The organism is Streptomyces sp. NPDC053673, assembly GCF_055585225.1.
In genome coordinates, this window is record NZ_JBVJKN010000002.1 from 107,773 (window position 1) to 133,014 (window position 25,242).

Annotated in this window: 24 protein-coding genes, 1 pseudogene and 1 riboswitch; of the genes and pseudogenes, 16 read left to right on the forward strand and 9 right to left on the reverse strand. The window is 70.7% G+C overall.

Features of this window, described 5'->3' with window-relative positions:
* The first annotated feature begins 105 nt into the window (after nt 1–105).
* Nucleotides 106–1,077, forward strand: a complete 972-nt coding sequence (locus ACZ6ZQ_RS03690; protein WP_469766918.1) for a carbohydrate-binding protein — start codon at nt 106–108, stop codon at nt 1,075–1,077.
* Nucleotides 1,078–1,161: 84 nt separating this feature from the next.
* Here ACZ6ZQ_RS03690 and ACZ6ZQ_RS03695 read toward each other — a convergent pair whose 3' ends face one another.
* From ACZ6ZQ_RS03695 to ACZ6ZQ_RS03705, 3 genes are all read right to left on the reverse strand, one after another.
* Nucleotides 1,162–2,088, reverse strand: coding sequence for a 1-phosphofructokinase family hexose kinase (locus ACZ6ZQ_RS03695; RefSeq protein ID WP_469767303.1), 927 nt, complete (start codon nt 2,086–2,088; stop codon nt 1,162–1,164).
* A gap of 172 nt (nt 2,089–2,260) precedes the next feature.
* Nucleotides 2,261–3,397, reverse strand: coding sequence for an N-acetylglucosamine-6-phosphate deacetylase (gene nagA, locus ACZ6ZQ_RS03700; protein WP_469766919.1), 1,137 nt, complete (start codon nt 3,395–3,397; stop codon nt 2,261–2,263).
* The gene (locus ACZ6ZQ_RS03705; protein ID WP_469766920.1) at nt 3,397–4,329 is read right to left on the reverse strand and encodes an ROK family protein; all 933 of its coding nucleotides are present in this window, start codon (nt 4,327–4,329) and stop codon (nt 3,397–3,399) included. Before ACZ6ZQ_RS03705 ends, nagA begins: the two co-directional genes overlap by 1 nt.
* A gap of 179 nt (nt 4,330–4,508) precedes the next feature.
* Here ACZ6ZQ_RS03705 and ACZ6ZQ_RS03710 point away from each other — a divergent pair, with 179 nt between their 5' ends.
* The 3 genes from ACZ6ZQ_RS03710 to otsB all read left to right on the forward strand — a co-directional run bounded on the left by ACZ6ZQ_RS03710 (nt 4,509) and on the right by otsB (nt 7,023).
* Nucleotides 4,509–5,777, forward strand: coding sequence for an extracellular solute-binding protein (locus ACZ6ZQ_RS03710; protein WP_469766921.1), 1,269 nt, complete (start codon nt 4,509–4,511; stop codon nt 5,775–5,777).
* A gap of 46 nt (nt 5,778–5,823) precedes the next feature.
* The gene (locus ACZ6ZQ_RS03715) at nt 5,824–6,084 is read left to right on the forward strand and encodes a DUF3263 domain-containing protein (protein ID WP_469766922.1); all 261 of its coding nucleotides are present in this window, start codon (nt 5,824–5,826) and stop codon (nt 6,082–6,084) included.
* 87 nt (nt 6,085–6,171) lie between these two features.
* Nucleotides 6,172–7,023 carry a trehalose-phosphatase gene (gene otsB, locus ACZ6ZQ_RS03720; protein ID WP_469766923.1) on the forward strand — a complete coding sequence of 284 codons (852 nt, stop codon included), beginning with the start codon at nt 6,172–6,174 and terminating at the stop codon, nt 7,021–7,023.
* Here the strand turns inward: otsB and ACZ6ZQ_RS03725 are convergent.
* The 3 genes from ACZ6ZQ_RS03725 to ACZ6ZQ_RS03735 all read right to left on the reverse strand — a co-directional run bounded on the left by ACZ6ZQ_RS03725 (nt 6,961) and on the right by ACZ6ZQ_RS03735 (nt 11,588).
* Nucleotides 6,961–8,487, reverse strand: a complete 1,527-nt coding sequence (locus tag ACZ6ZQ_RS03725; protein ID WP_469766924.1) for an alpha,alpha-trehalose-phosphate synthase (UDP-forming) — start codon at nt 8,485–8,487, stop codon at nt 6,961–6,963. The genes otsB and ACZ6ZQ_RS03725 overlap by 63 nt on opposite strands.
* Nucleotides 8,488–8,568: 81 nt before the next feature.
* Nucleotides 8,569–10,482, reverse strand: coding sequence for a DUF7927 domain-containing protein (locus ACZ6ZQ_RS03730; RefSeq protein ID WP_469766925.1), 1,914 nt, complete (start codon nt 10,480–10,482; stop codon nt 8,569–8,571).
* An 83-nt stretch (nt 10,483–10,565) separates the two neighbouring features.
* Entirely contained in the window at nt 10,566–11,588 is a 1,023-nt protein-coding gene (locus tag ACZ6ZQ_RS03735) for a glucosyl-3-phosphoglycerate synthase (RefSeq protein ID WP_469766926.1), read from the reverse strand.
* Nucleotides 11,589–11,705: 117 nt separating this feature from the next.
* Nucleotides 11,706–11,861: riboswitch (SAM riboswitch) on the forward strand.
* Here ACZ6ZQ_RS03735 and thrC point away from each other — a divergent pair.
* The 7 genes from thrC to ACZ6ZQ_RS03770 all read left to right on the forward strand — a co-directional run bounded on the left by thrC (nt 11,855) and on the right by ACZ6ZQ_RS03770 (nt 20,300).
* The gene (gene thrC / locus ACZ6ZQ_RS03740; RefSeq protein ID WP_469766927.1) at nt 11,855–13,165 is read left to right on the forward strand and encodes a threonine synthase; all 1,311 of its coding nucleotides are present in this window, start codon (nt 11,855–11,857) and stop codon (nt 13,163–13,165) included. It overlaps the preceding riboswitch by 7 nt.
* A complete protein-coding gene (locus ACZ6ZQ_RS03745; protein ID WP_469766928.1) occupies nt 13,162–13,437 on the forward strand; it encodes a MoaD/ThiS family protein in 276 nt (91 codons plus the stop codon). Before thrC ends, ACZ6ZQ_RS03745 begins: the two co-directional genes overlap by 4 nt.
* Nucleotides 13,438–13,874: 437 nt before the next feature.
* Complete coding sequence (locus ACZ6ZQ_RS03750) at nt 13,875–14,078, forward strand: cold-shock protein (protein WP_009339379.1); 204 nt, start codon at nt 13,875–13,877, stop codon at nt 14,076–14,078.
* Nucleotides 14,079–14,596: 518 nt separating this feature from the next.
* Nucleotides 14,597–16,225 (forward strand): chaperonin GroEL, encoded by a 1,629-nt coding sequence (gene groL / locus ACZ6ZQ_RS03755; protein ID WP_453660468.1) that lies wholly within the window; start codon nt 14,597–14,599, stop codon nt 16,223–16,225.
* Between the two features lie 455 nt (nt 16,226–16,680).
* Entirely contained in the window at nt 16,681–18,186 is a 1,506-nt protein-coding gene (locus ACZ6ZQ_RS03760) for an alpha/beta hydrolase (RefSeq protein ID WP_469766929.1), read from the forward strand.
* An 87-nt stretch (nt 18,187–18,273) separates the two neighbouring features.
* Nucleotides 18,274–18,858 carry a TetR/AcrR family transcriptional regulator gene (locus ACZ6ZQ_RS03765; protein WP_469766930.1) on the forward strand — a complete coding sequence of 195 codons (585 nt, stop codon included), beginning with the start codon at nt 18,274–18,276 and terminating at the stop codon, nt 18,856–18,858.
* A complete protein-coding gene (locus tag ACZ6ZQ_RS03770; RefSeq protein WP_469766931.1) occupies nt 18,855–20,300 on the forward strand; it encodes an MFS transporter in 1,446 nt (481 codons plus the stop codon). Before ACZ6ZQ_RS03765 ends, ACZ6ZQ_RS03770 begins: the two co-directional genes overlap by 4 nt.
* On the opposite strand, the pseudogene ACZ6ZQ_RS03775 reads toward ACZ6ZQ_RS03770, so the two are convergent.
* A pseudogene (locus ACZ6ZQ_RS03775) lies at nt 20,300–20,674 on the reverse strand (hypothetical protein); the annotation flags it as partial. The gene ACZ6ZQ_RS03770 and the pseudogene ACZ6ZQ_RS03775 sit on opposite strands and share 1 nt — an antisense overlap.
* Before the next feature lie 387 nt (nt 20,675–21,061).
* Here ACZ6ZQ_RS03775 and ACZ6ZQ_RS03780 point away from each other — a divergent pair.
* The gene (locus ACZ6ZQ_RS03780) at nt 21,062–21,760 is read left to right on the forward strand and encodes a DUF4232 domain-containing protein (protein WP_469766932.1); all 699 of its coding nucleotides are present in this window, start codon (nt 21,062–21,064) and stop codon (nt 21,758–21,760) included.
* Here ACZ6ZQ_RS03780 and ACZ6ZQ_RS03785 read toward each other — a convergent pair.
* Nucleotides 21,750–22,028 (reverse strand): DUF397 domain-containing protein, encoded by a 279-nt coding sequence (locus ACZ6ZQ_RS03785; protein WP_469766933.1) that lies wholly within the window; start codon nt 22,026–22,028, stop codon nt 21,750–21,752. The two genes, ACZ6ZQ_RS03780 and ACZ6ZQ_RS03785, sit on opposite strands and share 11 nt — an antisense overlap.
* On the reverse strand, nt 22,009–22,851 hold the full coding sequence (locus tag ACZ6ZQ_RS03790) for a helix-turn-helix domain-containing protein (RefSeq protein WP_469767304.1): 843 nt from the start codon (nt 22,849–22,851) through the stop codon (nt 22,009–22,011). Before ACZ6ZQ_RS03790 ends, ACZ6ZQ_RS03785 begins: the two co-directional genes overlap by 20 nt.
* 112 nt (nt 22,852–22,963) lie before the next feature.
* Here ACZ6ZQ_RS03790 and ACZ6ZQ_RS03795 point away from each other — a divergent pair, with 112 nt between their 5' ends.
* From ACZ6ZQ_RS03795 to ACZ6ZQ_RS03810, 4 genes are all read left to right on the forward strand, one after another.
* On the forward strand, nt 22,964–23,185 hold the full coding sequence (locus ACZ6ZQ_RS03795; RefSeq protein ID WP_469766934.1) for a hypothetical protein: 222 nt from the start codon (nt 22,964–22,966) through the stop codon (nt 23,183–23,185).
* A 286-nt stretch (nt 23,186–23,471) separates the two neighbouring features.
* The gene (locus ACZ6ZQ_RS03800) at nt 23,472–23,696 is read left to right on the forward strand and encodes a type II toxin-antitoxin system VapB family antitoxin (protein ID WP_469766935.1); all 225 of its coding nucleotides are present in this window, start codon (nt 23,472–23,474) and stop codon (nt 23,694–23,696) included.
* Nucleotides 23,693–24,109: a PIN domain-containing protein gene (locus tag ACZ6ZQ_RS03805; protein WP_469766936.1), complete on the forward strand. Its 417-nt coding sequence runs from the start codon at nt 23,693–23,695 to the stop codon at nt 24,107–24,109. The genes ACZ6ZQ_RS03800 and ACZ6ZQ_RS03805 overlap by 4 nt, the downstream gene beginning before the upstream one ends.
* 164 nt (nt 24,110–24,273) lie before the next feature.
* Nucleotides 24,274–25,059, forward strand: coding sequence for a putative protein N(5)-glutamine methyltransferase (locus ACZ6ZQ_RS03810; protein WP_469766937.1), 786 nt, complete (start codon nt 24,274–24,276; stop codon nt 25,057–25,059).
* The last annotated feature ends 183 nt before the right edge of the window (nt 25,060–25,242 follow it).

Sequence of the window (25,242 nt, forward strand, 5' to 3'; positions counted from 1 at the left end):
GACCGGGAACCGGCCAGGGGTCACGGGCCGTCCTTGGAGTTGCTCAAACGGGGTAGGCTCGGCCGGTCGGCGACGGCTGGCGAGCATGGATAGGAGTGACCAGGGATGACGGCCGGGAACAACGGCGCGAGCACGCCCGAGGACGACGATCCGTTCGGCTATCTGTACGCGGACGGGCAGCAGGCGGGTGCCACACCTCCCCGCCAGGGCGGCTACGGCTACCCGGGTCCCGCCGCGCAGCCCGGCGTGCCCAGAACGTCGTACAACCAGGTCAGGACGGTCGGCGAGCGCCAGTACGGGCAGCCGTCGGCGCAGCCGCAGCAGCAGTACGGCCAGGTCCCGCACCAGCAGCAGTACGCGCAGCAGCCCAGCCCCCAGTACGCGGCGCCGGAGACGTACCCCGGCGGTGCTGCCACCACCCGCCAGGTCCCGGTGGGCCAGGGCGGCGGTGGCCGTGGCCGCGGGCCCAACACCAAGGGTCTGCTCATCGGGGCGATCGCCGTGGTCGCCGTGGTCCTCATCGGTATCGGCGCGGCCGTGGTCACCAGCGGCAACGACGAGAAGAAGTCCCCGCAGGTCACGGACAGCAACGCGCCCGCCGACGAGGTGAAGCCGAGCGACGACCCGTCCGAGGACGCCGAGGAGAAGCCGGCCGATCTGCCGAAGCAGGACGCTGCGACGCTCAAGCTCGGTCCGCCGGCGGCCCTGGCGCGAGACGTCAAGGGCGCGAAGGGCGCGGACGGCGCGTATGTGATGTTCAACGGTGTGGGCGGCTCGGCCAGCTGGTCGGTGAACATTCCGGCCGACGGCGAGTACACGCTGTTCATCACCTACAGCGTGCCGGGCAAGGACGCGAAGACCTCGCTCACGATCAACGACGGTCAGCCCCGCTCGATCAACATGTCGAACTTCGCGAGGGCCAAGGAAGGCGAGTGGGACAAGGGCTGGACCCACACCTACGCCTACGTGAACCTCAAAAAGGGTTCGAACACGCTGAAGATCTCCTGTGAGCAGGGAGACACCTGCGACGCTTTCCTCGACCAGGTGTCCCTGAAGAAGGGCCAGGTCAAGAGCTAGTGCCCCTCCCGGCACTAGAGCCCCTGGCCGCCGGTGACGGACACGTACGGGCCGTCGTCCCCGAGGGACGGCGGCTCGTCGTCGTCACGCCGCGGGTGCGTGTTCCGTCACCGTGATGCGCGGGAGCAGGTCCTCGTACGACGACCGGTCGAAGTCGCCGGCCGTCGGGGCCAGGACCGTCGCCGTCGCCAGCGCCACCGCGCGGGTGAGCCGGTCCGGCCAGGGAAGGGACTCGACCAGGCCGGAGAGGAGGCCCGCGACGGCCGAGTCGCCGGCGCCGGTCGGATTGCCGAGGACTGATCCGGGCGGGGCGGCCTGCCAGATGCCGTCGGGCGTGGCGGCGAGGATGCCGTCCGCGCCGAGGGAGGAGACCACGGTGCGGGCGCCGCGGCGGCGGGCGTCGTGGGTCGCGCGAAGCGGCTCGCGGGAGCCGGTGAGCTGGGCGAGCTCGTCCGCGTTCGGCTTGACCAGGTCGGGGCGGGCCGCGATACCGCGGCGCAGCGGTTCGCCGCTGGTGTCCAGCAGCACCGGGACGCCCGCGGCCCGCGCCCGGCGGATCAGATCGGCGTAGGCGCCGACGTGGATCCCCGGCGGCAGGCTGCCGCACAGTGCGACGGCGTCGGCGTCGCCCAGCAGCGCGTCGTACCTGCTGAGGAACGCGGCCCATTCCTCGGGTGTGACGAGCGGGCCGGGCTCGTTGAACTGGGTGGTGTCCCCGCTCGCCGTGTCGACCACGGCGAGCGTACGGCGGGTGTCGCCGGCGACCGGGACGAGCGCGTCATGTACCGGCAGCCCGGCCAGCAGTGAGCGCAGGATCCCGCCGGTCGCGCCGCCCGCGAAGCCGGTGACGACCGCCTCGTGCCCCAGCGCCGCCAGCACGCGTGCGACGTTCAGGCCCTTGCCGCCGGGGCGTTCGATGGCCTCGGTGACCCGGTGGGAGGCGTGCGGGACGAGGGCGGGGACCCGGTAGGTGAGGTCGAGGGCGGCGTTCAGCGTGACCGTCAGGATCACCTCTGACACCCCCGGAGTATGCACTTGCCTTCGTCGGACGGGTCCTGATCATGCCAAAAAGAAGGCGGTTGGCCCAGACCCCCGTCGGCCAACCGCCCAGTGCGCCCCCTGGGTGGCGGTGCGCGGCACCCCGCGCGTGCGTCCGCGCACGTCGACGCGCGTCACGACGTGCCTACGGCTCGACCACCCATGCGCCCTTGCGCATCACTCCCTTGAGCCCGAACTCCCCGTCGAGCACCACCAGATCGGCGTCCTTGCCCGGCTCCAGCGAGCCGACCTTGTCGTACACGCCGAGCAGCCGGGCCGGGTTGGCCGAGATCGCCTGGACGACATCCGGGACGGGCAGCCGGTCGATCGTCGCGGCGCGCCGGAACGCGGTGTCCAGCGTGAGCGTCGACCCGGCGATCGAGCCGCCCTCCGCCAACCGTGCGACGCCGTCCTTGACCTCGACCTCCAGCGGGCCGAGGTGGTAGACGCCGTCGCCGAAGCCCGCCGCGTCCATCGCGTCCGTGATGAAGGCGACCCGGGCCGGGCCCGCCCGGTGGAACGCCAGCTCCAGTGCCGCCGGGTGCAGATGCGTGCCGTCGTTGATCAGCTCGACGGTGATCCGCTCGTCCTCCAGCAGCGCGGCGATCGGGCCGGGGGCGCGGTGGCCGAGCGCCGGCATCGCGTTGAAGAGGTGCGTGGCGACGGTGGCGCCCGCGTCGATGGCCTCGACGGTCTGCTCGTACGTGGCGTCGGTGTGGCCGATCGCCGCGATCACGCCGTGCTCGGCGAGCAGTCGTACGGACTCGATGCCGCCGGGCAGTTCGGTGGCGAGGGTGACCATCCTCGCGGTGCCGCGGGAGGCGTCGATCAGCTTGCGCACCTCGGAGGGGTCCGGGTCGCGCAGCAGCTGCTCGCTGTGCGCGCCCTTGCGGCAGGGGGAGATGAACGGCCCCTCGAAGTGGATCCCGGCCAGGTCGCCCTGCTCGACGAGCTCGGAGAGGAACCCGGCTCGGTGGGTGAGGAAGTCCATGTCGCCGGTGACCGTGGAGGCGACCAGGGTGGTGGTGCCGTGCTCGTGGTGCGTACGGACGCCCGTGAGCACGTCCTCCGCGGTGCCGGAGGTGAAGGAGGCGCCGCCGCCGCCGTGGTTGTGCATGTCCACGAACCCGGGGACGACCCAGTGCCCGGTGAGGTCGACTGCGGGGGCGTCGGCGGGGGCGTGCCCGGCGATCCGGGTCCCCTCGACGATCACCCGTCCGTTCTCGAGGATGCCGGTGGGCAGCACCACCCGGGCGCCCGTGAGAACCATGCGGTCGGCCATCAGGCGGTTACCTCCGTGTCGAGCAGGTCCCAGGCGAGGAGACCCGCGCCCAGGCATCCGGCGGTGTCCCCGAGGGCCGCCGGGACGATCGCGGGCAGTTTCTGGAAGGTCACGCGTGCTTCCACCGCGGCCCTCAGTGGTGTGAACAAGGTTTCCCCCGCCTCGGCGAGCCCGCCACCGATGATCAGCGTGCGCGGGTCCAGCAGGGTGAGCGCGGTGACCAGCCCGTCCGCGAGCGCGTCGACGGCGCCCTGCCAGACGTCCACGGCGGCCGCGTCACCCGACGCGACGGCCTTGGCGCAGTCCGCCGCGTCCGCCTCGGGGTCACCGCTCGCCGCCGCCCAGGCCCGGGACACGGCCGAGGCCGAGGCGAGGGTCTCCAGGCAGCCGCGCTGTCCGCAGCCGCACTCCGGGCCGCCGGGCCGGACGACGACATGGCCGATCTCGCCCGCACAGCCGTGCGCGCCGGCCTCGATGGCGCCGTCGATGCCGATGGCCCCGGCGATCCCGGTGCCGAGCGGTACGAAGAGGAACCGGTCGGCTCCGCGGCCCGCACCGATGCGGCCTTCGGCGAGGCCGCCGGCGCGGACGTCGTGGCCGAGGGCGACGGGCACGCCGCCGAGCCGTTCGCCGAGCAGGGCGCGCAGGGGCACATCGCGCCAGCCGAGGTTCGCGGCGTACACCGCGATCCCGTTCCCGGCGTCGACGATGCCCGGTACGGCGACCCCGGCGGCCGCGGCGCTCTCGCCGTACCGCTCCTCGCCGTACGCGCGCAGTTCGGCGGCGAAGCCGAGGATCGTCTCGACGACGGCCTGCGGCCCGCGCTCCCTTCCGGTCGCGCGGCGTGCCTCGTGGAGCAGTGCCCCGTCCGCCCCGACCAGGGCGGCCTTCATCCCGGTGCCGCCCACATCGAGGGCGATGACGTGTCTCACGCGTACAGTCTCGCGCGTGGACCCATGAAAGGTCTAGTCCACTGCTCCGGATTGTTGCGCCCGCATACAAAGCCGCGTGACCGGTCGTGTTTTCCAATCTCCCGCCATGTGGTGTAGACCTCTACCTTTACCGAGCAAGCAGAGCAACAAGCAGAACAAGGGTGGGGAGAGGAGAGGGCGTGCAGCGGCGCTTCTTCGGTCTGATCGCGACAGGAGTCGCATTCGGCATGACAGCGGTCCTGGCGGGGTGCGGGGCCTCCGGCGCGTCGGGCGAGGTCACTCTCAAGCTCGTGGCCGCCGACTACGGCAACAGCGCGGCCAACTCCTCCCAGAAGTACTGGGACGACCTCGCCCGCGAGTTCGAGTCGGAGAACCCCGGGATCAAGGTCGACGTCGACGTCCACTCGTGGAAGGACGTCGACCGGAAGGTCGCCGAGATGGTGGCCGACGGCAACGCGCCTGACATCGCCCAGATCGGCGCGTACGCCGACTACGCGGACCAGGGCAGGCTGTACCGCGCGGACGAGCTGGTCTCCATCCCCACGCAGGCGAACTTCCTGCCCCTGCTCAGCGCGGCCGGCCAGGCCGACCGGGTCCAGTACGGGCTGCCGTTCGCGGCCAGCACCCGCCTGCTGTTCTTCAACGAGAAGCTCTTCGCGGACGCGGGCGTCCAGGCGCCCGGCAGCTGGGACGAGCTCCGCGGCGCGGCGGAGAAGCTGAAGGCGCGCGGGGTGGCGTACCCCTTCGCACTGCCGCTCGGCTCCGAGGAGTCCCAGGCCGAGGCGATGATCTGGATGCTGAGCGGGGGCGGCGGCTACCGGAACAACAACGGCGGCGCGTACGCGATCGACTCCCAGGACAACATCAAGACCTTCACCTGGCTGAAGGACAACCTTGTCACCCCGAAGCTGACTGGGCCCGTCCCGCCGGGGAAGCTGGACCGCGCGCAGGCCTTCGAGGCGTTCACGCGCGGTGAGGTCGGCATGCTCAACGGCCACCCGACGCTGATGCAGCAGGCCGAGGCGAAGGGCGTGAAGGTCGGCATGGTGCCGATGCCCGGCAAGGAGGGCAAGTCCAGGGCGTCGATGGGCGTGGCCGACTGGATGATGGCCTTCAAGCAGAACGGTCACCGCAAGGAGATCGGCCGCTTCCTCGACTTCGCGTACAGCGACAAGAACGTGCTGGAGTTCTCGGACCGCTACGACATCCTGCCGGTCACGGTCAGCGCGAGCGAGGAGATGGCGGCGGACGACAAGCACCGGGACCTGCGGCCGTTCCTGGAGGCGCTGCCGTCCTCGGAGCTGTATCCGTCCGGCGAGATGTCGTGGGCGAAGGTCAGCGCCAGCGTGAAGCAGAACATCGGCAAGGCCGTCGAGCGCGGCGGCGAGCCGTCGGCGGTGCTGGGCAAGATAGCGAACGACGCGGCCCAGGCCGAGGCCGACGAGTAGCCGCCAGGGCCGTCGCACCGTCCGGACGGCCCATTATGTTGCTGATATGACCGACGACCTGTCCGGCCGGGACCCCTCCGGCCCGGACCTCTCCGACCGGGACCGCGCCGTCCTCGCCGTCGAGCGCGCCTCCTGGCCCGGGCCGGGTGCGAAGGAGCGGGCGATACGGGAAGACCTGGGCATCTCCCCGACCCGCTACTACCAGCTCCTGAACGCCCTCCTGGACGACCCGCGTGCGCTGGCCCACGACCCGGTGACGGTCAACCGCCTGCGCCGCGTCCGTGACGGGCAGCGCGAAAGGCGATGACGCGGCAGCGCAAAGGCGGTGACGCGAGCGCGAAAGGCGATGGCGCGCGCCGTAGCTGAGCGGGGAGCGCGTCGATAGGGTCGGGGCATGGGCAGCTACTCGGACGCACTGCCGGAGCCGACCACACCCGCCGGGCGTGACGGGCTCGCCGCGATTATCGAGCGACCGCAGGACAGCGTGGTCGCGCTGGACTTCGACGGGACACTGGCCGAGATCGTGCCGGACCCGGAGCAGGCCAGGGCGCACCCGGGTGTCGTGCCGGCGCTGGCCGCGCTCGCGCCGTGCGTCCGGTCCGTGGCCGTGGTGACCGGACGGCCGGCGGGGGTCGCCGTGCGGTACGGAGGTTTCGCCGGGGTCGACGAGCTGGAGCATCTCGTGGTGCTCGGGCATTACGGGGCCGAGCGGTGGGACGCCGTCAGCGGCACCGTCCACGCCTCCGCTCCGCACCCGGGCGTCGCGGCCGTACGGGCCGAGCTGCCGGGGTTCCTCGATGAGATCGGGGCCTGGCAGGGCACCTGGATCGAGGAGAAGGGGCGCGCGGTCGCGGTGCACACGCGGCGCGCGGCCGACCCGCAGGCCGCGTTCGAGGCGCTGCGCCGGCCGATCACCGAGCTGGCCGCCCGCAACGGGCTGATCGTGGAGCCGGGCCGGCTGGTCCTGGAACTGCGCCCGCCCGGCACCGACAAGGGCATCGCGCTCGCCGACCACGTACGCGAGACGAACGCCGGAGCCGTCCTCTACGCGGGCGACGACCTCGGCGACCTCGCCGCCTTCGCCACCGTGGAGAAGCTCCGCTCGGACGGGGTGCCCGGACTGCTCGTGTGCAGCGGCAGCACGGAGGTGCCGGAGCTGGCCGAGCGCGCCGATCTGCTGCTGTCAGGACCCGGCGAAGTCGTCGGCTTCCTGGCCGCCCTCGCCGAGCGCCTGCAGCGCGTGTAGCTGGTCGAGGAACCACTGCTGCGGCGGCAGCGCGGTCGCCGCGGCGGCCAGCCGCTTGGTGCGCTCGGCCCGTTCGCCGTCCGGCATCGTCAGGGCCTGGTGCAGCGCGGCGGCCGTGCCCGTGACGTCGAACGGGTTCACGGCGATCGCCTCCTCGTGCAGCTCCTCGTACGCCCCGGCCTCCCGCGACAGCACCAGCGCGCACCCCGCGTCCGAGACGACCGGGATCTCCTTGGCGACCAGGTTCATCCCGTCCCGGATCGGGTTGACGAGGGCGACGTCCGCGATCCGGTACGCGGCCAGCGAGCGCGCGAAGTCGTCCTTGACGTGCAGGACGACCGGCGTCCAGCCGGGCGCGCCGTACTGGGCGTTGATCTCCTCGGCGACCCGGGAGACCTCCGCCGTGTAGTCGCGGTAGACGGCGAGGTCCTGACGCGACGGATACGCGAACGCGACATGCACCACCCGCTCACGCCACTCCGGGTGCTCGTCGAGCAGCGTCCGGTACGCCAGCAGCCCGCGCACGATGTTCTTGGACAGCTCGGTCCGGTCCACCCGGACGATCGTCTTCCGTCCCGGGCCGATCTGCTCGCGCAGGGCGGCCATCCGTTCCACGACGTCCGGCTCGTGCGAGCGGCGCCGCAGGAACTCGGCGTCCGCGCCCAGCCCGTGCACCCCGATCCACGTCCGTCCGCGGGCGGGCCCCGGGCCGCGGACCGTGACACTGGGCGCCTGGTCCTTCGGCCACGACGGCACCACGTCGTACGGGCCCAGCACCGAAGGGCAGGTCCGCATGAACGTCTGCGCCCACCGGGAGGTCAGGAATCCCAGCCGGTCCGCGCCCAGCATTCCCAGGAGCAGCTCCTCCGCGATGTCGTCCGGCAGCATCCGGAAGTACTCCGGCGGTGCCCACGGCGTGTGCGAGAAGTGCCCGATCCGCAGGTCGGGGCGGTGCTCGCGGAGCATCCCCGGCGTGAGCGCCAGGTGGTAGTCCTGGATCAGCACGACGGCCCCGGGCGCCGCCTCCGCCGCCAGCACTTCCGCGAATGCACGGTTGTACGTGCGGTACGCGACCCACTGCCGCCGGAACTCCGTGTCGAAGACCGGCTCCAGCGGGGTCTGGTACAGCATGTGGTTCACGAACCACAGCACCGAGTTCGCGATGCCGTTGTACGCGTCCGCGTGGATGTCCGGGTCGATGTCGAGCATCCGGACGCCCGGCTCGCCGACGCCGCGTCGCACCGCCTCGCGGTCGCCGTCGCCGAGCGCCGCGCACACCCACAGGGCGCCCGCGTCGGGGCCGATCGCCGACAGGCCGGAGACCAGCCCGCCGCCGCCGCGCCGGGCGTCGAGCGTGCCGTCCTCGCGGAAGGCGTACGAGACGGGGCCGCGGTTGGAGGCGACGAGTACCTGGGCGGCGTGCTCGGAGTCGGAGTGCTCGGAGTCGGAGTGCTCAGAGACCATGTCGCGAACCTAGCCCGTCACGTATCCGCTCAAACGTGCGGCCGGACTCCGTCGGCGGAGTCCGGCCGCACGGTCACTCGTTCAGTTGCCTCGGCCGCGGGTCGCGGCGAGTGCGATGGCTCCCGCCGCGGCGAGCGCCAGCGCGACTCCGCCGAGCAGCCACAGCCGCTCGCTGTTGTGGCCGGTTTCCGCCATTTCGCCGCGGCTGCCGGCGGCGCCGTTGTCAGGGGCGTCAGAGGCGTCAGAGGTGTCAGGGGTGTCGTGGGCCGCTCGTGCTCCCGACGCCTCCTGGCCTGCTCCCGGCCCGTCCTGCTGCGGCAGGCCCGGGGCCGAGGCGCGCCGGTCCGGGGCGGCGGTGTCCTTGGCCGTCTCCCGCCCGTCGCCCTGTCCCTGCTCGTCTCCTTGCTCCTGCTCCTCGCCCTGTTCCTCGTCCTGACCCGGGCCGGCCGGCGGCGCCGGCCTCGGCGCCCCGCCGACCACGGGCGCCACCGCGCACTTCGTGTCGGTGCTGCCCTCGTCGCAGTTGGACCGCGGCGAGTCCGCCGTGACGCTGCTGCCGAGCCTGCCGTCCCCGCCCACCTCGGCGTCGACGGTGACCGAGTACGTCACGGTCGCCGTCTTCCCGGCCGGGATGTCGCCGGTGAACGAGAGCTCGGGCTCCTCGTAGGCGACCTTCCCGAGGGTCGCCCTGCCGTCGCCGTCGTAGGAGGCGTCGTCGAGGGCGCCGGCGAGATCGTCGGTGAACCTGGCGTTCCGGTAATTGCGCTTGCCGGTGTTCTTCGCGGTGACGGTGAACGTCACGGTGTCCCCGGGACCGGCCGTCTTCGCCGACGCCGTCTTCGTGATCTCCAGCTCGGGCACCGGCACGGACAGGGCGAGGGCCGACGGCACATACGCGTCGTCGTCCGTTGCGAAGGCGAGCGTGGTGGACGTGGCGCCGGGCGCGATCGCGCCCTCCGGGACGTCGAACTCCTTCGCGTCGATGCTCAGGTTGTTGCGCAGGTGCGGGGCCACGGCGCCGTCGGCGGCGCCCGCGAAGAAGTTGCCGTTGCTCCTGGTGTCCTTCTCGGTCACGTACCGGCCGCCGACACGGAAGCGGTCGCCCGTGGTGCTCCGGTCGCCGCCGTACGCCGTGACGGACGCGCGGACCTGGCCACCGGACCGGTAGAAGCCCTTCACCGGGACGGTGGTGGCGGGCGAGGCGGAGCGCTGCAGGGCGTGGCCGCCGTAGACGTAGACGTTGCGCCGCTCCGGGGCGTGCTCCTCGTTCGGGGCGTCGTAGGCGTGGACGACGGTGAGCGACCAGCCCGCGGCACAGCCCCGGCCGGCCGGTGCCCAGATGCCGCCGACCGCGACCGGCAGCGGGTCACTCGATCCGGTGACGCCGGCGAAGGCGTCGGTGACGTCGGCCTCGCCGCTGTAGTAGTGCGCTCCACTGATCGAGTCCGGGTCCCTGACCAGGTGCTCGGCGTCGACCTCGACCGCATGGGCGTCGTTGACGCCGATCGAGGGCGTGGAGTCGAGCGGGTCGCCGGGCGACAGGGCGGCGTCGGCGCCCGAGGCCTCGCAGCGCGCCAGTGTGGCGCCGCCCGCGGTGCGGTACGTACCGTCGTTGCCGCCCCAGAACAGCCGCGCGTACACGACGTGCGCACCCGGCGGGATGCGGACCTGGCCGGTGCTCGAACCGTGGTCGGGCGACATCCCGGCGGTGTTGAGCCGCCGCAGGTCGAAGCTGCCGTCGCCGTCCTCGTTCTGCCCGGCGGCGGCGAGCGCGCACCGGGCGGCCATGTCGCCGGGCGCGTCCGGACAGCCGAGTACGGTGTTGCCGATGGTGGTGAAGTCGCCGTACAGCGAGGCGTCGTAGCGCTTCTCGAAGGAGGAGCCGCTGTCGGTGACGGCCCGGCCGGGGGAGAGCGGAGCGGTCGGCCCGGCCATTCCGGTCGAGACGGTGGTGACGGTCGCGACGACCGTCAGGGCCCCGACGAAACGGGGCAACCTGGAATTCTGGCGCCAAGCGCCCATGAGTCTCGTATAGCCCATAAATGCGAAATTTAGACAATACGACCGGCTGAGCCCGGCTACGCCGCGCCCGTGTTACGCCGCCCGGCCCGCTTCGCGTACTCCGCGTACTCGGGGATCTCCACCATCGGCGGCCGCTCCTCGGTGTCCACCGGATGGGTCCGCGGTACGAACCCGTCCTCGCCGCGCTCGAACTGGGTCAGCGCCGGACGCACCAGATGGCCCCGGGACAACCGCAGTTGGGCCGTACGGTAGATCGCCGCCGCCATCCGGCCCAGCGCCTGGCTGTCCTGGTGCCGGTGCAGCCGTACGCCCACGTCCACCTGCGCCAGCGCGTCCAGGCCCACCGTGTGCAGCGCGTCCACCAGCAGCCCGAGCTCCACCCCGTACCCCACCGGGAACGGCAGCCGCTCCAGCAGCGAGCGCCGCGCCGCGTACTCACCGCCGAGCGGCTGGACGAACCCGGCCAGCTGCGGCCAGTGCAGATTGAGCAGCGGCCGCGCCACCAGCTCCGTGACCCTTCCTCCTTGCTCGGCTCCGCCAAGACGGCCGCCCTGTCCGGTCCTGCCGGAGGCGAGCGCGTCGACACCGGTGGTCCCGAGCGGCCGCTCGTACATCGCCTTCACGAACTGCACGTCCGGCTCGGTCAGCAGCGGGCCGATGATCCCGGAGACGAAGTCCGCGGAGAACTCCCTCAGGTCCGCGTCCACGAAGCAGACGATGTCGCCGCCGGTCACGAGCAGCGAGCGCCACAGCACCTCGCCCTTGCCGGGCAGCGCCGGTATGCGCGGGAGTATCGCGTCCCGGTGCACCACGCGCGCCCCGGCCGCCGCGGCGGCCTCTGCGGTACGGTCCGTCGACCCCGAGTCGACGACCACGAGCTCGTCCACGAGCGGGACCGCCTCCGACATCAGCTCGCGCCGGATCACGGCGACGATCTCCCCGACCGTCGCCTCCTCGTTCAGAGCAGGGAGCACCACGCTGACCGTGGTGCTCTTCTTGGCGGCCAGCAGCTGGTCCAGGGGGCGGTCCGCCACCGACCAGGACCGCCGGGCCAGCCAGCGCTCCACCTCTTCCAGCACTTGATCTCCATCTCGCGGATCGGACGACCATCTCAAGCGTCCGGGGGTTCGGTTACAGTCTTGAACAACGCGAACGGCCGTCGCATGTCGGGGGTCCTCTCGCGAACAATCGAATACCGCTCATCCAGAGGGGCAGAGGGACACGGCCCGTTGAAGCCCCGGCAACCCTCCAGCCGGTTCTCGTCGCACGTCATACGACACTCGCGCGAGGCCCCGGCTAGGGAAGGTGCCAATTCCGTCTCGTGGCGAGATGCGCCGCGAGGAAGATGAGGAGAAAGGGCCTCGCCTCCATGGCTGTGCAGACCGTTGCCACCACCACCGACTCAGTTGATCTCGGCCCCGCCTCCGGGCTCTCCTGCCGCGAATGCGGCGAGCGGTTCGCGCTCGGCCCGATCTTCGCCTGCGAGATCTGTTTCGGGCCGCTCGAAGTCGCGTACGACCTGCCGAGCGGCGACCCGGAAGCCCTGCGCAAGCGGATCGAGAACGGTCCCGAGAACATCTGGCGCTATGCGCCGCTGCTCCCCGTCCCCGCCGACGTGGCGAGCAAGCCGAACCTGAACCCGGGCTGGACCAAGCTCGTCAAGGCCGACAACCTCGCCCGTGAGCTGGGTGTCGACACCGGCAAGCTCTTCGTCAAGGACGACTCCGGCAACCCGACGCACTCCTTCAAGGACCGGGTCGTCGCCCAGGCCCTGGAGGCCGCCCGCGCCTTCGGTTTCACCACGCTCTCCTGCTCCTCCACCGGCAACCTGGCGGGCGCGGTCGGCGCCGCCGCCGCCCGGGCCGGCTTCCGCTCCTGCGTGTTCATCCCGCACGACCTGGAGCAGGGCAAGGTCATCATGGCGGCCGTCTACGGCGGCGAGCTCGTCGGTATCGAGGGCAACTACGACGACGTCAACCGCTTCTGCTCCGAACTCATCGGCGACCCGGCGGGCGAGGGCTGGGGCTTCGTCAACGTCAATCTGCGTCCGTACTACGGCGAGGGGTCGAAGACGCTCGCGTACGAGATCTGCGAGCAGCTCGGCTGGCGGATCCCCGACCAGATCGTCATCCCCATCGCCTCCGGCTCCCAGCTCACCAAGATCGACAAGGGCCTGCAGGAGCTGATCAAGCTGGGCCTCGTCGAGGACAAGCCCTACAAGATCTTCGGCGCCCAGGCCGAGGGCTGCTCCCCGGTGTCCGTGGCCTTCAAGGCCGGCCATGACGTGGTCAAGCCGCAGAAGCCCGACACCATCGCGAAGTCCCTGGCGATCGGCAACCCGGCCGACGGCCCGTACGTCCTGGACATCTGCCGGCGCACCGGAGGAGCCGTCGAGGACGTCACCGACGAGCAGATCGTGGACGCGATCAAGCTGCTGGCCCGCACGGAGGGCATCTTCACGGAGACCGCCGGCGGCACGACGCTCGGCGTGGCGAAGAAGCTGATCGAGGCAGGCGTCATCGACCCGTCCCTCACCACGGTCGTCGTCAACACGGGTGACGGCCTGAAGACTCTCGACGCGGTGGCCCCCACGACGGGTATGTCCGCTGTCATCCGCCCCAACCTGGACTCTTTCCGAGAGGCTGGCCTCGCATGAGCGTCAACGTCCGCATCCCCACCATCCTCCGCACCTACACCGGCGGCCAAGCCGAGGTCCCGGCGGAGGGCGCGACCCTCGCCGAGGTCATCGCCGACCTGGAGAAGAACCACGCGGGCATCGCGGCGCGGGTCCTGGACGACCAGGGCAAGCTGCGCCGTTTCGTGAACGTGTACGTCAACGACGACGACGTCCGCTTCGAGCAGGGCCTGGAGACGGCCACGCCGGACGGCGCGGGCGTCTCGATCATCCCGGCCGTCGCCGGAGGCTGACCGTCGGGCGCGGTGCCGGAGCCGTGATCGCCACGCAGTGTTAACAGAATTGCCCCCTCCGCAAGCTAAGCGGAGGGGGCAATTCTGCATGGTTGAGCGCGGTAGAGTTGGGAAGTCCCCTCCACTGCTTGTGCCAGACGCATATGAGAATGCGCCCGAGCGCGACAAGAAGCAGCCAAAGTGTTCGACTTCGATGCGGCTTATGCGTGCTTTGGTGGGCCCGACTTGCCCGGGAAACCAGTGAATTCATGGGGATCGTCCTTTCGGCCCTGCCCAGAATTCTCGTCCGATTGACCTGTTGCACACGGCAGTTGGACAGATACATTCAGCCGCGGTCGACGCGTTCCGGCGCACGCTCACACCTGTCAGTGGGCGAGGTCTGACCCGGGTCCGCGAAGTGCGGTCCTGTGCAAGGGCCAGTAATAGGGGAGTTAGGCATGGCTCAGGGCACCGTCAAGTGGTTCAACGCGGAGAAGGGGTACGGCTTCATCGCGGTCGACGGTGGTGCGGATGTTTTCGTCCACTACAGCGCGATCCAGATGGACGGTTACCGCACCCTGGAGGAGGGCCAGCGGGTCGAGTTCGAGATCTCGCAGGGTCAGAAGGGGCCGCAGGCGGACATGGTCCGTTTGGCCGGCTGAAGCGCCGACCGACTGCAGCAACGTGACGGAGGGCCCGTACCCGGTGGGTACGGGCCCTCCGGCGTGTCGGGGGGCTTTGATTACAGGAGGCTCCCTCCCGTCCCCTGCCTCCGGCGGGGAGGCCCACGGTCGACCGCCGCCCCTCGTCGAGGCTTCGAAGCCGCTTGCGCCCGCCCGTCACCCGACCGCCACCCCTCATCGAGGCTTCTTCGAAGCCGCTTGCGCCCTCCCGTCGCCCGACCGCCACCCCTCATGGACGCTTCTTCGAAGCGGCTTGCGCCCTCCCGTCGCCCGACCGCCACCCCTCATGGACGCTTCTTCGAAGCGGCTTGCACTCTCCAGGCCCGAGTGCTAATCATTGGCGTTAGCACTCTACGAGTGAGAGTGACAACTATGGACCGGGTCGGTGAGGTCCGCAGGCCAGGTGGGGCAAGGAACCACAAGGCATGCAGGCCGTCCGTCGCGGGCGCCGAGCGCGGTCCGGAGAAATCCACCCCAGTCCGGGAGGACCACTTCACATGGCCAAGATCATCGCGTTCGACGAGGAGGCACGGCGCGGTCTCGAGCGCGGGATGAACCAGCTCGCCGACGCCGTCAAGGTCACCCTTGGCCCCAAGGGCCGGAACGTCGTCCTCGAGAAGAAGTGGGGCGCCCCCACGATCACCAACGATGGTGTTTCCATCGCCAAGGAGATCGAGCTCGAGGACCCGTACGAGAAGATCGGCGCCGAGCTGGTCAAGGAAGTCGCCAAGAAGACGGACGACGTCGCCGGTGACGGTACGACCACCGCGACCGTTCTCGCCCAGGCGCTCGTCCGCGAGGGCCTGCGCAACGTGGCGGCCGGCGCCAACCCCATGGCTCTGAAGCGCGGCATCGAGAAGGCCGTCGAGGCCGTCTCCGGCGCCCTGCTCGAGCAGGCCAAGGACGTGGAGACGAAGGAGCAGATCGCCTCCACCGCCTCCATCTCCGCCGCCGACACCCAGATCGGTGAGCTCATCGCCGAGGCGATGGACAAGGTCGGCAAGGAAGGCGTCATCACCGTCGAGGAGTCCCAGACCTTCGGTCTGGAGCTGGAGCTCACCGAGGGTATGCGCTTCGACAAGGGCTACATCTCGGCGTACTTCGCCACCGACATGGAGCGTATGGAGGCGTCCCTGGACGACCCGTACATCCTGATCGTCAACTCCAAGATCTCCTCGGTGAAGGACCTGCTCCCGCTGCTGGAGAAGGTCATGCAGTCGGGCAAGCCGCTGCTGATCATCGCCGAGGACGTCGAGGGCGAGGCCCTGTCGACCCTGGTCGTCAACAAGATCCGTGGCACCTTCAAGTCCGTTGCCGTCAAGGCCCCGGGCTTCGGTGACCGCCGCAAGGCCATGCTCGGCGACATCGCCATCCTCACCGGTGGCACGGTCATCTCCGAGGAGGTCGGCCTCAAGCTGGAGAACGCCGGCCTGGACCTGCTGGGCCGCGCCCGCAAGGTCGTCATCACCAAGGACGAGACCACCATCGTCGACGGTGCCGGTGACAGCGACCAGGTCGCCGGCCGGGTCAACCAGATCCGTGCCGAGATCGAGAACAGCGACTCGGACTACGACCGCGAGAAGCTCCAGGAGCGCCTCGCGAAGCTGGCCGGCGGCGTGGCCGTCATCAAGGCCGGCGCCGCGACCGAGGTCGAGCTCAAGGAGCGCAAGCACCGCATCGAGGACGCCGTTCGCAACGCGAAGGCGGCCGTCGAGGAGGGCATCGTCGCCGGTGGTGGCGTGGCCCTGCTGCAGGCCTCCTCGGTCTTCGAGAAGCTCGAGCTCGACCTGACGGGCGACGAGGCCACGGGTGCCGCGATCGTGAAGCTGGCCCTGGAGGCCCCGCTGAAGCAGATCGCGATCAACGCCGGTCTCGAGGGCGGCGTCGTGGCGGAGAAGGTCCGCAACCTGCCGACCGGTCACGGCCTCAACGCCGCGACCAACGAGTACGTCGACCTGATCGCCGAGGGCATCATCGACCCGGCGAAGGTGACGCGCTCCGCGCTGCAGAACGCTGCTTCCATCGCCGCGCTGTTCCTCACCACCGAGGCCGTCATCGCCGACAAGCCGGAGAAGGCCGCCGCGGCCGCTCCGGGCGGCATGCCGGGCGGTGACATGGACTTCTGATCGACCTCTGGTTGATCAACCGTCCTGAAGACCGAGGGCGGCACCCCCACTCCCAGGGGGGTGCCGCCCTCGGGCGTTTGCCCCGAGCCTCTCCTCCGGCCAGGCCTTAGGAGCCTCTCCTCAGACCACGCCCTAGGAACGTACGGCCATCCGTACCGATTGCTGCGCACACGCCTGCAGCGGCAGCGAGAACCGCGTGGTCTTTCCGTCGTCCCGTTGCGGTGGTGGGCGTGGTGTCCGCGGCTGGGTATCGGGACATCTCACCGCAGTGCGTCCGGTTGTACCCCGGGGAGTCTGATTCTGACCGCCTCTGTCGTATATGGTCGCTCACCGGTGACCGCCCGGTCTGCGACGCCGTCGCAGACGTGTCGCGCACCGGTGCTGGGGTAACCCCCACCTCCAACAGGCCGGTTGACGGGATGGGGCCCGGCTCCGGGTTCCGCGAGGCTCTTCGCATGCGAATCAACCGAGCCGTCCGCGCCACACCCACCAAGCTCCTCGCCCACACCACGCTCCTCGCCACCGCAGTCGTCGCCACCGCCGCACCCATGGCCGTGGCGACGACGCCCGACAGCACGGTGCGTTGGGAGACGTGCACCGGCACCGACCTCGACCCCCGCCAGGAATGCGCCACCCTCGCCGTCCCGCTCGACCACGACAACCCGCGCGGCCCGCAGATCTCCCTCGCCATCTCCCGCATCCGCAGCGACAAGCCCGAAGCCCGGCGCGGCACGCTCCTGCTCATCCCCGGCGGACCCGGCGGCTCCAGCATCAACGGCCCGTCCACGACCGGGCGGAAACTGCCCCAGTCGGTACGTGACGCCTACGACATCGTCGGCTTCGACCCGCGCGGCCTCGGCCGCAGCACACCCGTCAGCTGCGGCCTGACCCACGACCAGCTCTCGCTGCAGAACCTGCGCCCGTGGCCCGCCGCCGACGGCGGTATCGACGCGAACGTGGCGTCCGGCCGCCGTCTCGCCGACGCCTGTGCGCAGAACGGCGGCGAGGTGCTGCGCAGCATCAGCACCCGCAACGAGGCGCGGGACATCGACCGCATCCGCGAGGCCCTCGGCGAGCGGAGAATCTCGGCGTGGGGCACCTCGTACGGGACGTACGTGGGCGCCGTGTACGCGCAGATGTTCCCGCACCGCACCGACCGCTGGGTCCTGGACAGCAACGACGACCCGGACCCGAAGCGGGTCGCACGGACCTGGCTCGCCAACTACGCGACCGGCGTCGAGGACGCGTTCCCCGACTTCGCCGCCTGGGCCGCCGACCCCGGCAACCCGGACCGGCTCGCCGAGCACCCCGACGACATCCGCCCGATGTTCCTGGCGCTCGCCGCCCGCCTCGACCGCTCGCCCCTGCCGTGGCCCGGCGCCAACCCCGAGCAGCTGAACGGGAATGTGCTGCGCCAGACCCTGCTCGACAGCCTCAACTCCAAGGACCGCTTCCCCGCCCTCGCCCGGCTGATCTCCGCCGTCCGCGACGGGGACCCGCTGCCCGCTCCGCCGGTGCTGCCCGACGAGATCATGCAGAACGTCGCGGCCGTCTCCGCCGCAACCATCTGCAACGACGTCGACTGGCAGGCCTCGGTCCCCGCGTACCGGCGGGATGTGGCGAAGAGCCGGAAGAGCCACCCGCTCACCGCGGGGATGCCGGTGAACGTCATGCCGTGCGCCTTCTGGCAGGACCGGCCGCGGGAGCGCCCGACCACCATCACCCCGCACGGCCCGTCCAACATCCTGATGATCCAGAACGAGCGCGACCCGTCGACGCCGCTCGCCGGTGCGCTGAAGTTGCGCGAGGCCTTCGGTGACCGGGCCCGCATGGTCACCGTCGACTCGGTGGGCCACGGCGCCTATCGCGCGAACGGCAACGCCTGCGGCGACCGGGCCGTGACGGACTTCCTCGTCACGGGCGAGCGCCCGGCCCGTGACACGTTCTGCGCCCGGCCGTAGGCGCCGCACCACACGAACCGGCCCGTCGCGGTGTGACGCGACGCAAGCGAGTAGACACTGTCTACCCATCTCGGGTAGACAGTGTCTATGAATGATCAGGACACGGGCCTACGAGCCCGTCTGGTGGAAGTCGGCGTCGACCTCGTGGCCAGGGAAGGCATTCAGGCCCTGTCCCTGCGGGAGATCGCCCGCCGGGCAGGGGTCTCGCACGGCGCTCCCCGGCGCTACTTCCCCACTCACCTGGAGCTGCTGTCCGCCATCGCGCGACGCGGCTTCGCCGAGCTCGCCCGCAGGGCCGCCGAGGCGATCGGTGACGGGCACGCGAGCCCCCGTGCCCAGCTCATGGCGCTGAGCCGGAGCTACCTCGACTTCGCGCTGTCGAATCGCGGCATGTTCGAGCTGATGGCCCGCCACGACCTGCTGGAGAGCAACCATCTCGGCCTGCGGGAGACGAGTCTGCCGCTGTTCGACGTCGTCGTGGACCTCGTGAGCCGGGCGGAGCCACGGACCGATGTGCCGCCGCGGGTCGTCGCGGGCGCGCTGTGGGCCAACCTCCACGGCATCGCCCAGCTGTGGGGGTGGGGAAGCCTCCCGCTCGTGACGGGAGCCGACGACGTCGAACCGCTGCTGCGCGCCGCGCTCGACGCACACCTCGGGCCGGAAGCCCGATGAACACAAGGCGCCGACAGCGCTTCACCCTCGCCGGCAGCATCACCGGGGCCGTGATCGTCGCTCTGGACGGGACCGCGCTGACCATCGTGCAGCCCGTCATGCAGCGGGACCTCGACGCCTCCTTCGCCCAGGTCCAGTGGACCAGCACCGGGTATCTGATCGCCGTGGCAAGCCTGCTCGTCTTCGCCGGACGCCTCGGCGACCGGTACGGCCATCAGCGTGTCTTCACCATCGGGATCCTGGGCTTCGCCGCCACCTCGGCGGCCATCGGCCTGGCGGCCGGCATCGGCTGGGTCATCGGCCTGCGCGTCGCCCAGGGCGTCTTCGGCGCGCTGCTGCAACCGGCCACTCTCGGCATGCTGCGCGCCGCGTACCCGCGCGACCAGCTCGGCATGCCCATCGCCCTGCGCACCAGCGCCATCGGACTGGCGGCCGCCGCGGGGCCGCTCATCGGCGGCGCGCTCGCCGCCCACCTGGGCTGGCGCGCGGTCTTCTTCCTCGGCGTCGCCCCCGCGCTCGCGGCCGGCCTGTCGGCCCTCGCCGTACGGATCCCGGAGGCCCGGGAGACCCGGGAGACCCCGGAAACCCGGGACGTCTCCGCCGCGCCCGTACGACTCGACCTGCCCGGTGCCTGCCTGCTCGCGGTGGCGCTGGCGTGCCTGGTGCACACCCTCGTCAGCCTGCCGGAAGCCGGCCCAACGGCCCAGACCTTGCTGGGACTTGCCGCGGTGGCCGCCACCGGCACCGCCTTCGTCCTGCACGAACGACGCGCCCCGAGCCCGTTGGTACCCGCGAGCGTGGCCCGGTCGGCGACCATCACGTCCGGGCTCGGCGTCCTGGTGGCCGCGTCCGCCGCGATGTTCGGAGCCCTGTTCCTCGGCACGTACTACCTGCAGGACGTCCTGGCCCTGGACCCGCTCCGCAGCAGCCTCACCGCACTCCCCGGGCCCGTGATGATGGTGCTCGGCGCGCCCGTCGCCGCCGTGCTGGCGCGCCGACAGGGCCCCCGCCGTACGGCAGTTGCGGGCATGGTGCTCGTCGCCGCCGGCGTCCTGCTGATGTCCCGGCTCGACCAGGCGTCGGCCTCCTTGGCGATCGGCGGGTGCTTTCTCGTGCTCGGCGCGGGATTCGGCACGGTGATGGTCACCGCGACGGCCGCCATCGTCCACCAGTCGTCCGTGGACACCGCGGGGGTGACCGGCGGACTCCAGCAGACCGCGATGAACCTCGGCCCGACGCTGGGTATTGCCGTCGCGACGACGCTGACGACCCTCGCCGTACCCGCCTCGTCCGCCTCGTCCGCAGCGCCCGCCGCGCCGAGTGCCGTCACCGGCGGCGCGTTCACGGATGCGATGGGGACTGCGCTGGTGGTCCTCGCGGCCGTGGCGGTCATCGGCGCGCTGCTGGCCACCAGGCTGCCGGGGCTCAGGGCGACGCCCTGAGCGCGGGAGCGGGTGGGGGGCGGCCCTTCGTCGGGTACGTCGCCGCGCCGGTACGCCGCCCACCACGCGTCGTCGCGTGCCGTACGGGACCACCACGTTCGGGTGATCCAGCGCGCACTGCCCGATCCGGCCAAGTGCTCGCGTCCGCGCCGCAGATGGCCTGCCGCCTGGATGCGATTGAGGGCGGTGCGCAGGGCGCATTGCCCGTACGGGAGCACCTTGGCCAGCGTCTTTACGGAGATGTCCGCGCCGTCCGAGAGCCGGTCGATGAACGCGGCGATGGCGGCCTCGCGGCGCGGGAGGTGCGCGAAGTCGGCGACGGTGCGGGGGTGTTGGTCCGGCGCGGCGCGCTTCCCGTAGCCAGGTTTGGCCATCGGGTGCGGGGTCGCGTGCGCGGGCAGGAACGTAGCACTAAGCTGGCTGTCAGCCATCGGATCGCCCTTACGATCTTGGTGGTCAAACCCCCGCAGGTGTTACAGCACCGGGCGGGGGTTGTTCGTTTTCCGGACACGCTAGAGCGTCGCCACCCTGCGTGGCAAGTTCGTCGCGCATAGTCAACTGGTCAGGGTGGGCGGGTGGGTTGAGGCCCTGACCCCATTCCTTGAAAAGAGCGCTCGGGGCCCGAGGCTCAAGCCTCGGCCCGTGCGGCGTCAGCTGCTCTCCGTGGTGGATTCGGCAAGACCCCGTCACCATTCTGTGAAGGTCCTGCGGGACGCTTGTGCTCAGTCAAGCGCACTCGCGCTTCTCACTCGGGGGACAAGATGACCACCCAGGCACGTCGTACCGTTCGCAGAGCCGCCGTCGTTCTCGCCGCCGTGTCCGCACTGGCCCTGACGGCTTGTGGGCCCAAGGAAGGCCCGACCGACCAGACCGGCGGCGGGGCCGAAGCGCCCACTGTGAGCCCGTCCAAGCCCGCGAGCCCCTCGAAGCCCGTGAGCCCCTCGAAGCCTGCAAGTCCCTCGAAGCCGGCGACGCCCGCCGGCTCCCCGGGCAAGGGCTCGTCCGGTGGCGGTGCGGGCGACGGTTCGTCGTCCGACCCCGACTACAACGTTTTCCCCTGCAGCACGTTCGACGTGAAGTTCACCGCGACCCTCGCGGATGCCACGACCAGCAGCTACCTGCTCAAGATCACCAACAAGAGCGGCAAGCCGTGCAGGGTGCTGGGCCACCCGGTCGTGACCTTCGGCGACCTGGACGGGCAGGCTACGGAGCGGGGCGAGGCCCCCGGTATCGAGGACGCGCTCAGGCTCGCGCCGGGCGAGACGGCGTACGCCGGGCTCATGGGAGGGGCGAACGACGGCAAGGGCAAGACCGTCAACTCCATCGCGATGACCATGAACACCGAGTCCGACCTGGAGCAGAAGCCGCTCACGGCCTCGACTCCCGGCCTCTACGTCTCGCCCGACAAGAACTCCGTGACTGCCTGGCTCGACAATGCGGAGGACGCCCTCAGCCTGTAGGCGTCGCGTCCTTGAGATCCGCGACGAAGGCGGACCAGGCGGCGGCCCGGAACACGAGCCTCGGGCCGCCGGGGTTCTTGGAGTCGCGGACGGGGACGATGCCGGGGTGGGCGTCGTCGACTTCGAGGCAGTCGGCGCCGTCGGGGCCGCTGTACGTGGACTTGCGCCAAGTGGCGACCTCAAGGCAGTTGCCGCCGTCGCCACCGCTGTAGCTGGACTTGTGCCAGGTGGCCGTGCTCAGGTCGTACTCAGGGCTGCTGATCTCCATGGGCGTCATCCTCCGCCACTGATTCGATCAAGGCCAGGGATTCTTGTGGTGACAGTGCGCTGGCCGCTACCAAATCGTAGGTCAGTTCGTGACGGGTCACCGTGGCCGGGTCATCCAGCAACCATCCTGTCCCCAGGCCGTCGACGTAGGCGAGCGGGGGCGCGTCGGGGAAGGACATCAGCTTCAGCCCGCCGTCCAGGGCGGCGTGCGCGCCCGCCGCGAACGGCAGCACCTGCACGATCACGCGGTGGCGGCGGATCAGTGCGGTGATATGGCTCAGCGCCTCTGCCATCACTGCCTTGCTGCCGACCCTCCGGCGTAACACCGCTTCATCCAGAACCGCCCACAACAGCGGCGTTGTTGGATCGTCGAGGAGGTGTGCGCGATCCAGCCGGTTCTCGACGAGCTCGTCGATGACCGCTTCCACCACCGTCGGCTGGTACGCGCGGAACACCGCCTGCGCATACGCCTCCGTCTGCAGCAGGCCCGGGATCAGCAGCGGCGCGTACTCCTTGATCGCCGTGGCGACGGCTTCCGCCTCCGCCGCCTCGGCGAAGTGGTCCGGGTACTTCGACTTGTTGGCGGCCTTGCAGTTCCGCTCGAAGAACCCGTTCGTCCCCAGTATTTCGTCGATCCTGCGCGCGATGTCCGGCTGCATTCTTCGCGTACCCGCCTCCAACTGCCCGATGAACGACGCGCTCACGAAGAGCGGTTCGCCGAGCTCGCGCTGGCAGAGGCCGGCGTTCTCGCGGGCATGGCGCAGCTCCGCGCCGAGCAGAGCCCTGGGAGACGTGGAGGGGTCGAGATCCTTCGGTCCAGGCAATGTCAACTCCGTGTCACGCACGTGGGGTTGTTGGGCCGTCGATACTGGTCAGGCTAGCCCTCCACCCACCACGCTGTGTAGAGAACGTACACACTCAGAGTGGAGGTGTCCGATGGTGCTCGTACGATCGGCGGAGCGGCTGCGGGCCGCGGAAGAGGTTGTGGCGCAGCTGCGGGGGGAGCTCGACGAGGTGGGGGTGACCCTGCCGTCCCTGCGGGTGGACCTTGTGTCGCTGACGAGTGAGTCGGTGACGTATCCCCTGGTTGACCTGGGGCGTTGCAATCTGGACACGGCGCTGCGGATTGCCGCAGTCCTCCACGAGGCGCGCAAGTGAGGCCCGGGGAGTACGCGATCGATTCGCGCGACGGGCGTATCGGTCGTGTGATGGGGCGCGAGGGGCCGTACGTGCAACTGCGGCCGCCGGGTGGCGGGCGGGAGTGGGACTGTCCGCCCGAGGCGCTCAGCCCGGCGCCGCCCGGCGAGGTGCTGCGGGCGCGGGTCAGGGAGCGGAACAGGGAGAGGCGGCTGCCGTGAGCGGACATGCCCTGACGAAGGCGTCCCGCATATGTACACTCGAAGGGCCGAGTAGGGCTCCTTCATGTACAGAATGCGAGGTCGAGATGTCCCTGACACACATCGACATCGACGACGAGGCCCTGGAGACCGCCAAGCGGCTCGGCGGCCATCGGACGAAGACGGCCGCGGTCGCGGCGGCGCTGGAGGAGTACAACAAGCGGCTCCGGCGTGCCAACGCCTACGACAAGTACTTCGAACTCGCGCAGGACTGGGACATCGAAGGAGCCGAGGCCGTCCATCGGGCCGAGAAGGAGGGGCGCGCTCGGTGAGCGTCTATCTGCTCGACTCGTCGGCTTTATGGCGCATGCTGCGTGATGAGAAGCTCCGCTCTGCCTGGCGGGACACCGCCGTGGACGGCGATATCCGTTCCTGCTATCCGCAGCGGGCGGAGTTTCTGAGGTCTGCGCGCGATCTCAGGGAGTACGAGGAGCGCAGCGCCATGTTCGACGAACTCTACGAGGACGTGCCCGTACCCAAAGGGGCGGGACAGTGGGTCGGCGGACTCCAGCGCCGGGCCGCAGGGCGCGGCGCGCATCAGGCGTTGTCGCCCGTAGACCTCCTGATCTGCGCGACAGCCGCCCGTCACGGCCTCATCGTCCTCCATGACGACAAGGACTTCGTGACCGCCACTCGCCTTGCCGTCGACCTTCAGCAGCACAACGTGCACGACGGGCCGCGCTGACAGGGACGTCGTCGTCGACCGGATCGGGATAGGGTGACGGCTCCAGCACTGCCAGGACCGGATCGAGGAGGTGAGACCCATTACTGCTGTTGCAGGCCGGGTGCTCGCCTCCGCGTCGTCGTAGGTGTGTGAGGGAGCCCCGTTCGGTATTCCGAAAGGCTCCCGTGTCGCTTTCATCTCCGGATCCGTCCGTCATCGTCAACCGCCTTCGCTCCGCCGGCTGTGTCTTCGCCGAGGACGAGGCGGAGCTGCTCCTCTCCACCGCCCGCACGCCCGCCGAGCTCGCCGCCATGGTGGAGCGGCGCGTGGACGGGCATCCCCTGGAACACGTCCTCGGGTGGGCCGAGTTCTGCGGTCTGCGGATGGTCGTGGACCCAGGGGTCTTCGTGCCCCGTCGCCGTACCGAGTTCCTTGTCCGGCAGGCCGTGGCCGCCCGGCCGGACGCGTCCGTGGTCGTCGATCTGTGCTGCGGCACGGGCGCGGTGGGGGCCGTGCTGGCCGCCTCGCTGTCCGGTGTCGAGCTGTACGCCGCCGATGTCGACCCGGCGGCGGTGCGGTGTGCCCGGCGGAATGTGCCCGAGGGCGCCCGCGTGCACGAGGGGGATCTCTTCGAGGCCCTGCCCGGTGGACTGCGCGGACGTATCGACATCCTGGCCGCGAACGTGCCGTACGTACCGACGGAGGAGGTCGGGCTGCTGCCCGCCGAGGCCCGCGTGCACGAGCCGCTCGTCGCGCTCGACGGCGGCGCGGACGGGCTGGACGTGCTGCGGAGGGTGACCGGCGAGGCGGGCGGGTGGCTGGCGCCCGGTGGTTGTCTGCTGTTCGAGACGAGCGAACGGCAGGCGGCCGACGCCGTCGAGGCCGTCGCCCGGAGCGGGCTGGTGCCGTGCGTGGTCACGTCCGACGAGCTGTACGCCACCGTCGTCATCGGGACCCGGCTGTCCGGTTGATAGCTGCGTGGCCCATGGGAGCCTCAGATCTCCATCAACTCTGTGGTGTCCATGAAGGGTTGGCTCATCACGTTCGGTCAGCACGCAACGTCTGACAGACACCCCTGTCGCGTTCTGAAGGCCCCGGCCCGGCATCCCGCACCCCTGGATGCCGGGCCGTCGGCTCGTTGCCGCGGTCCGAGT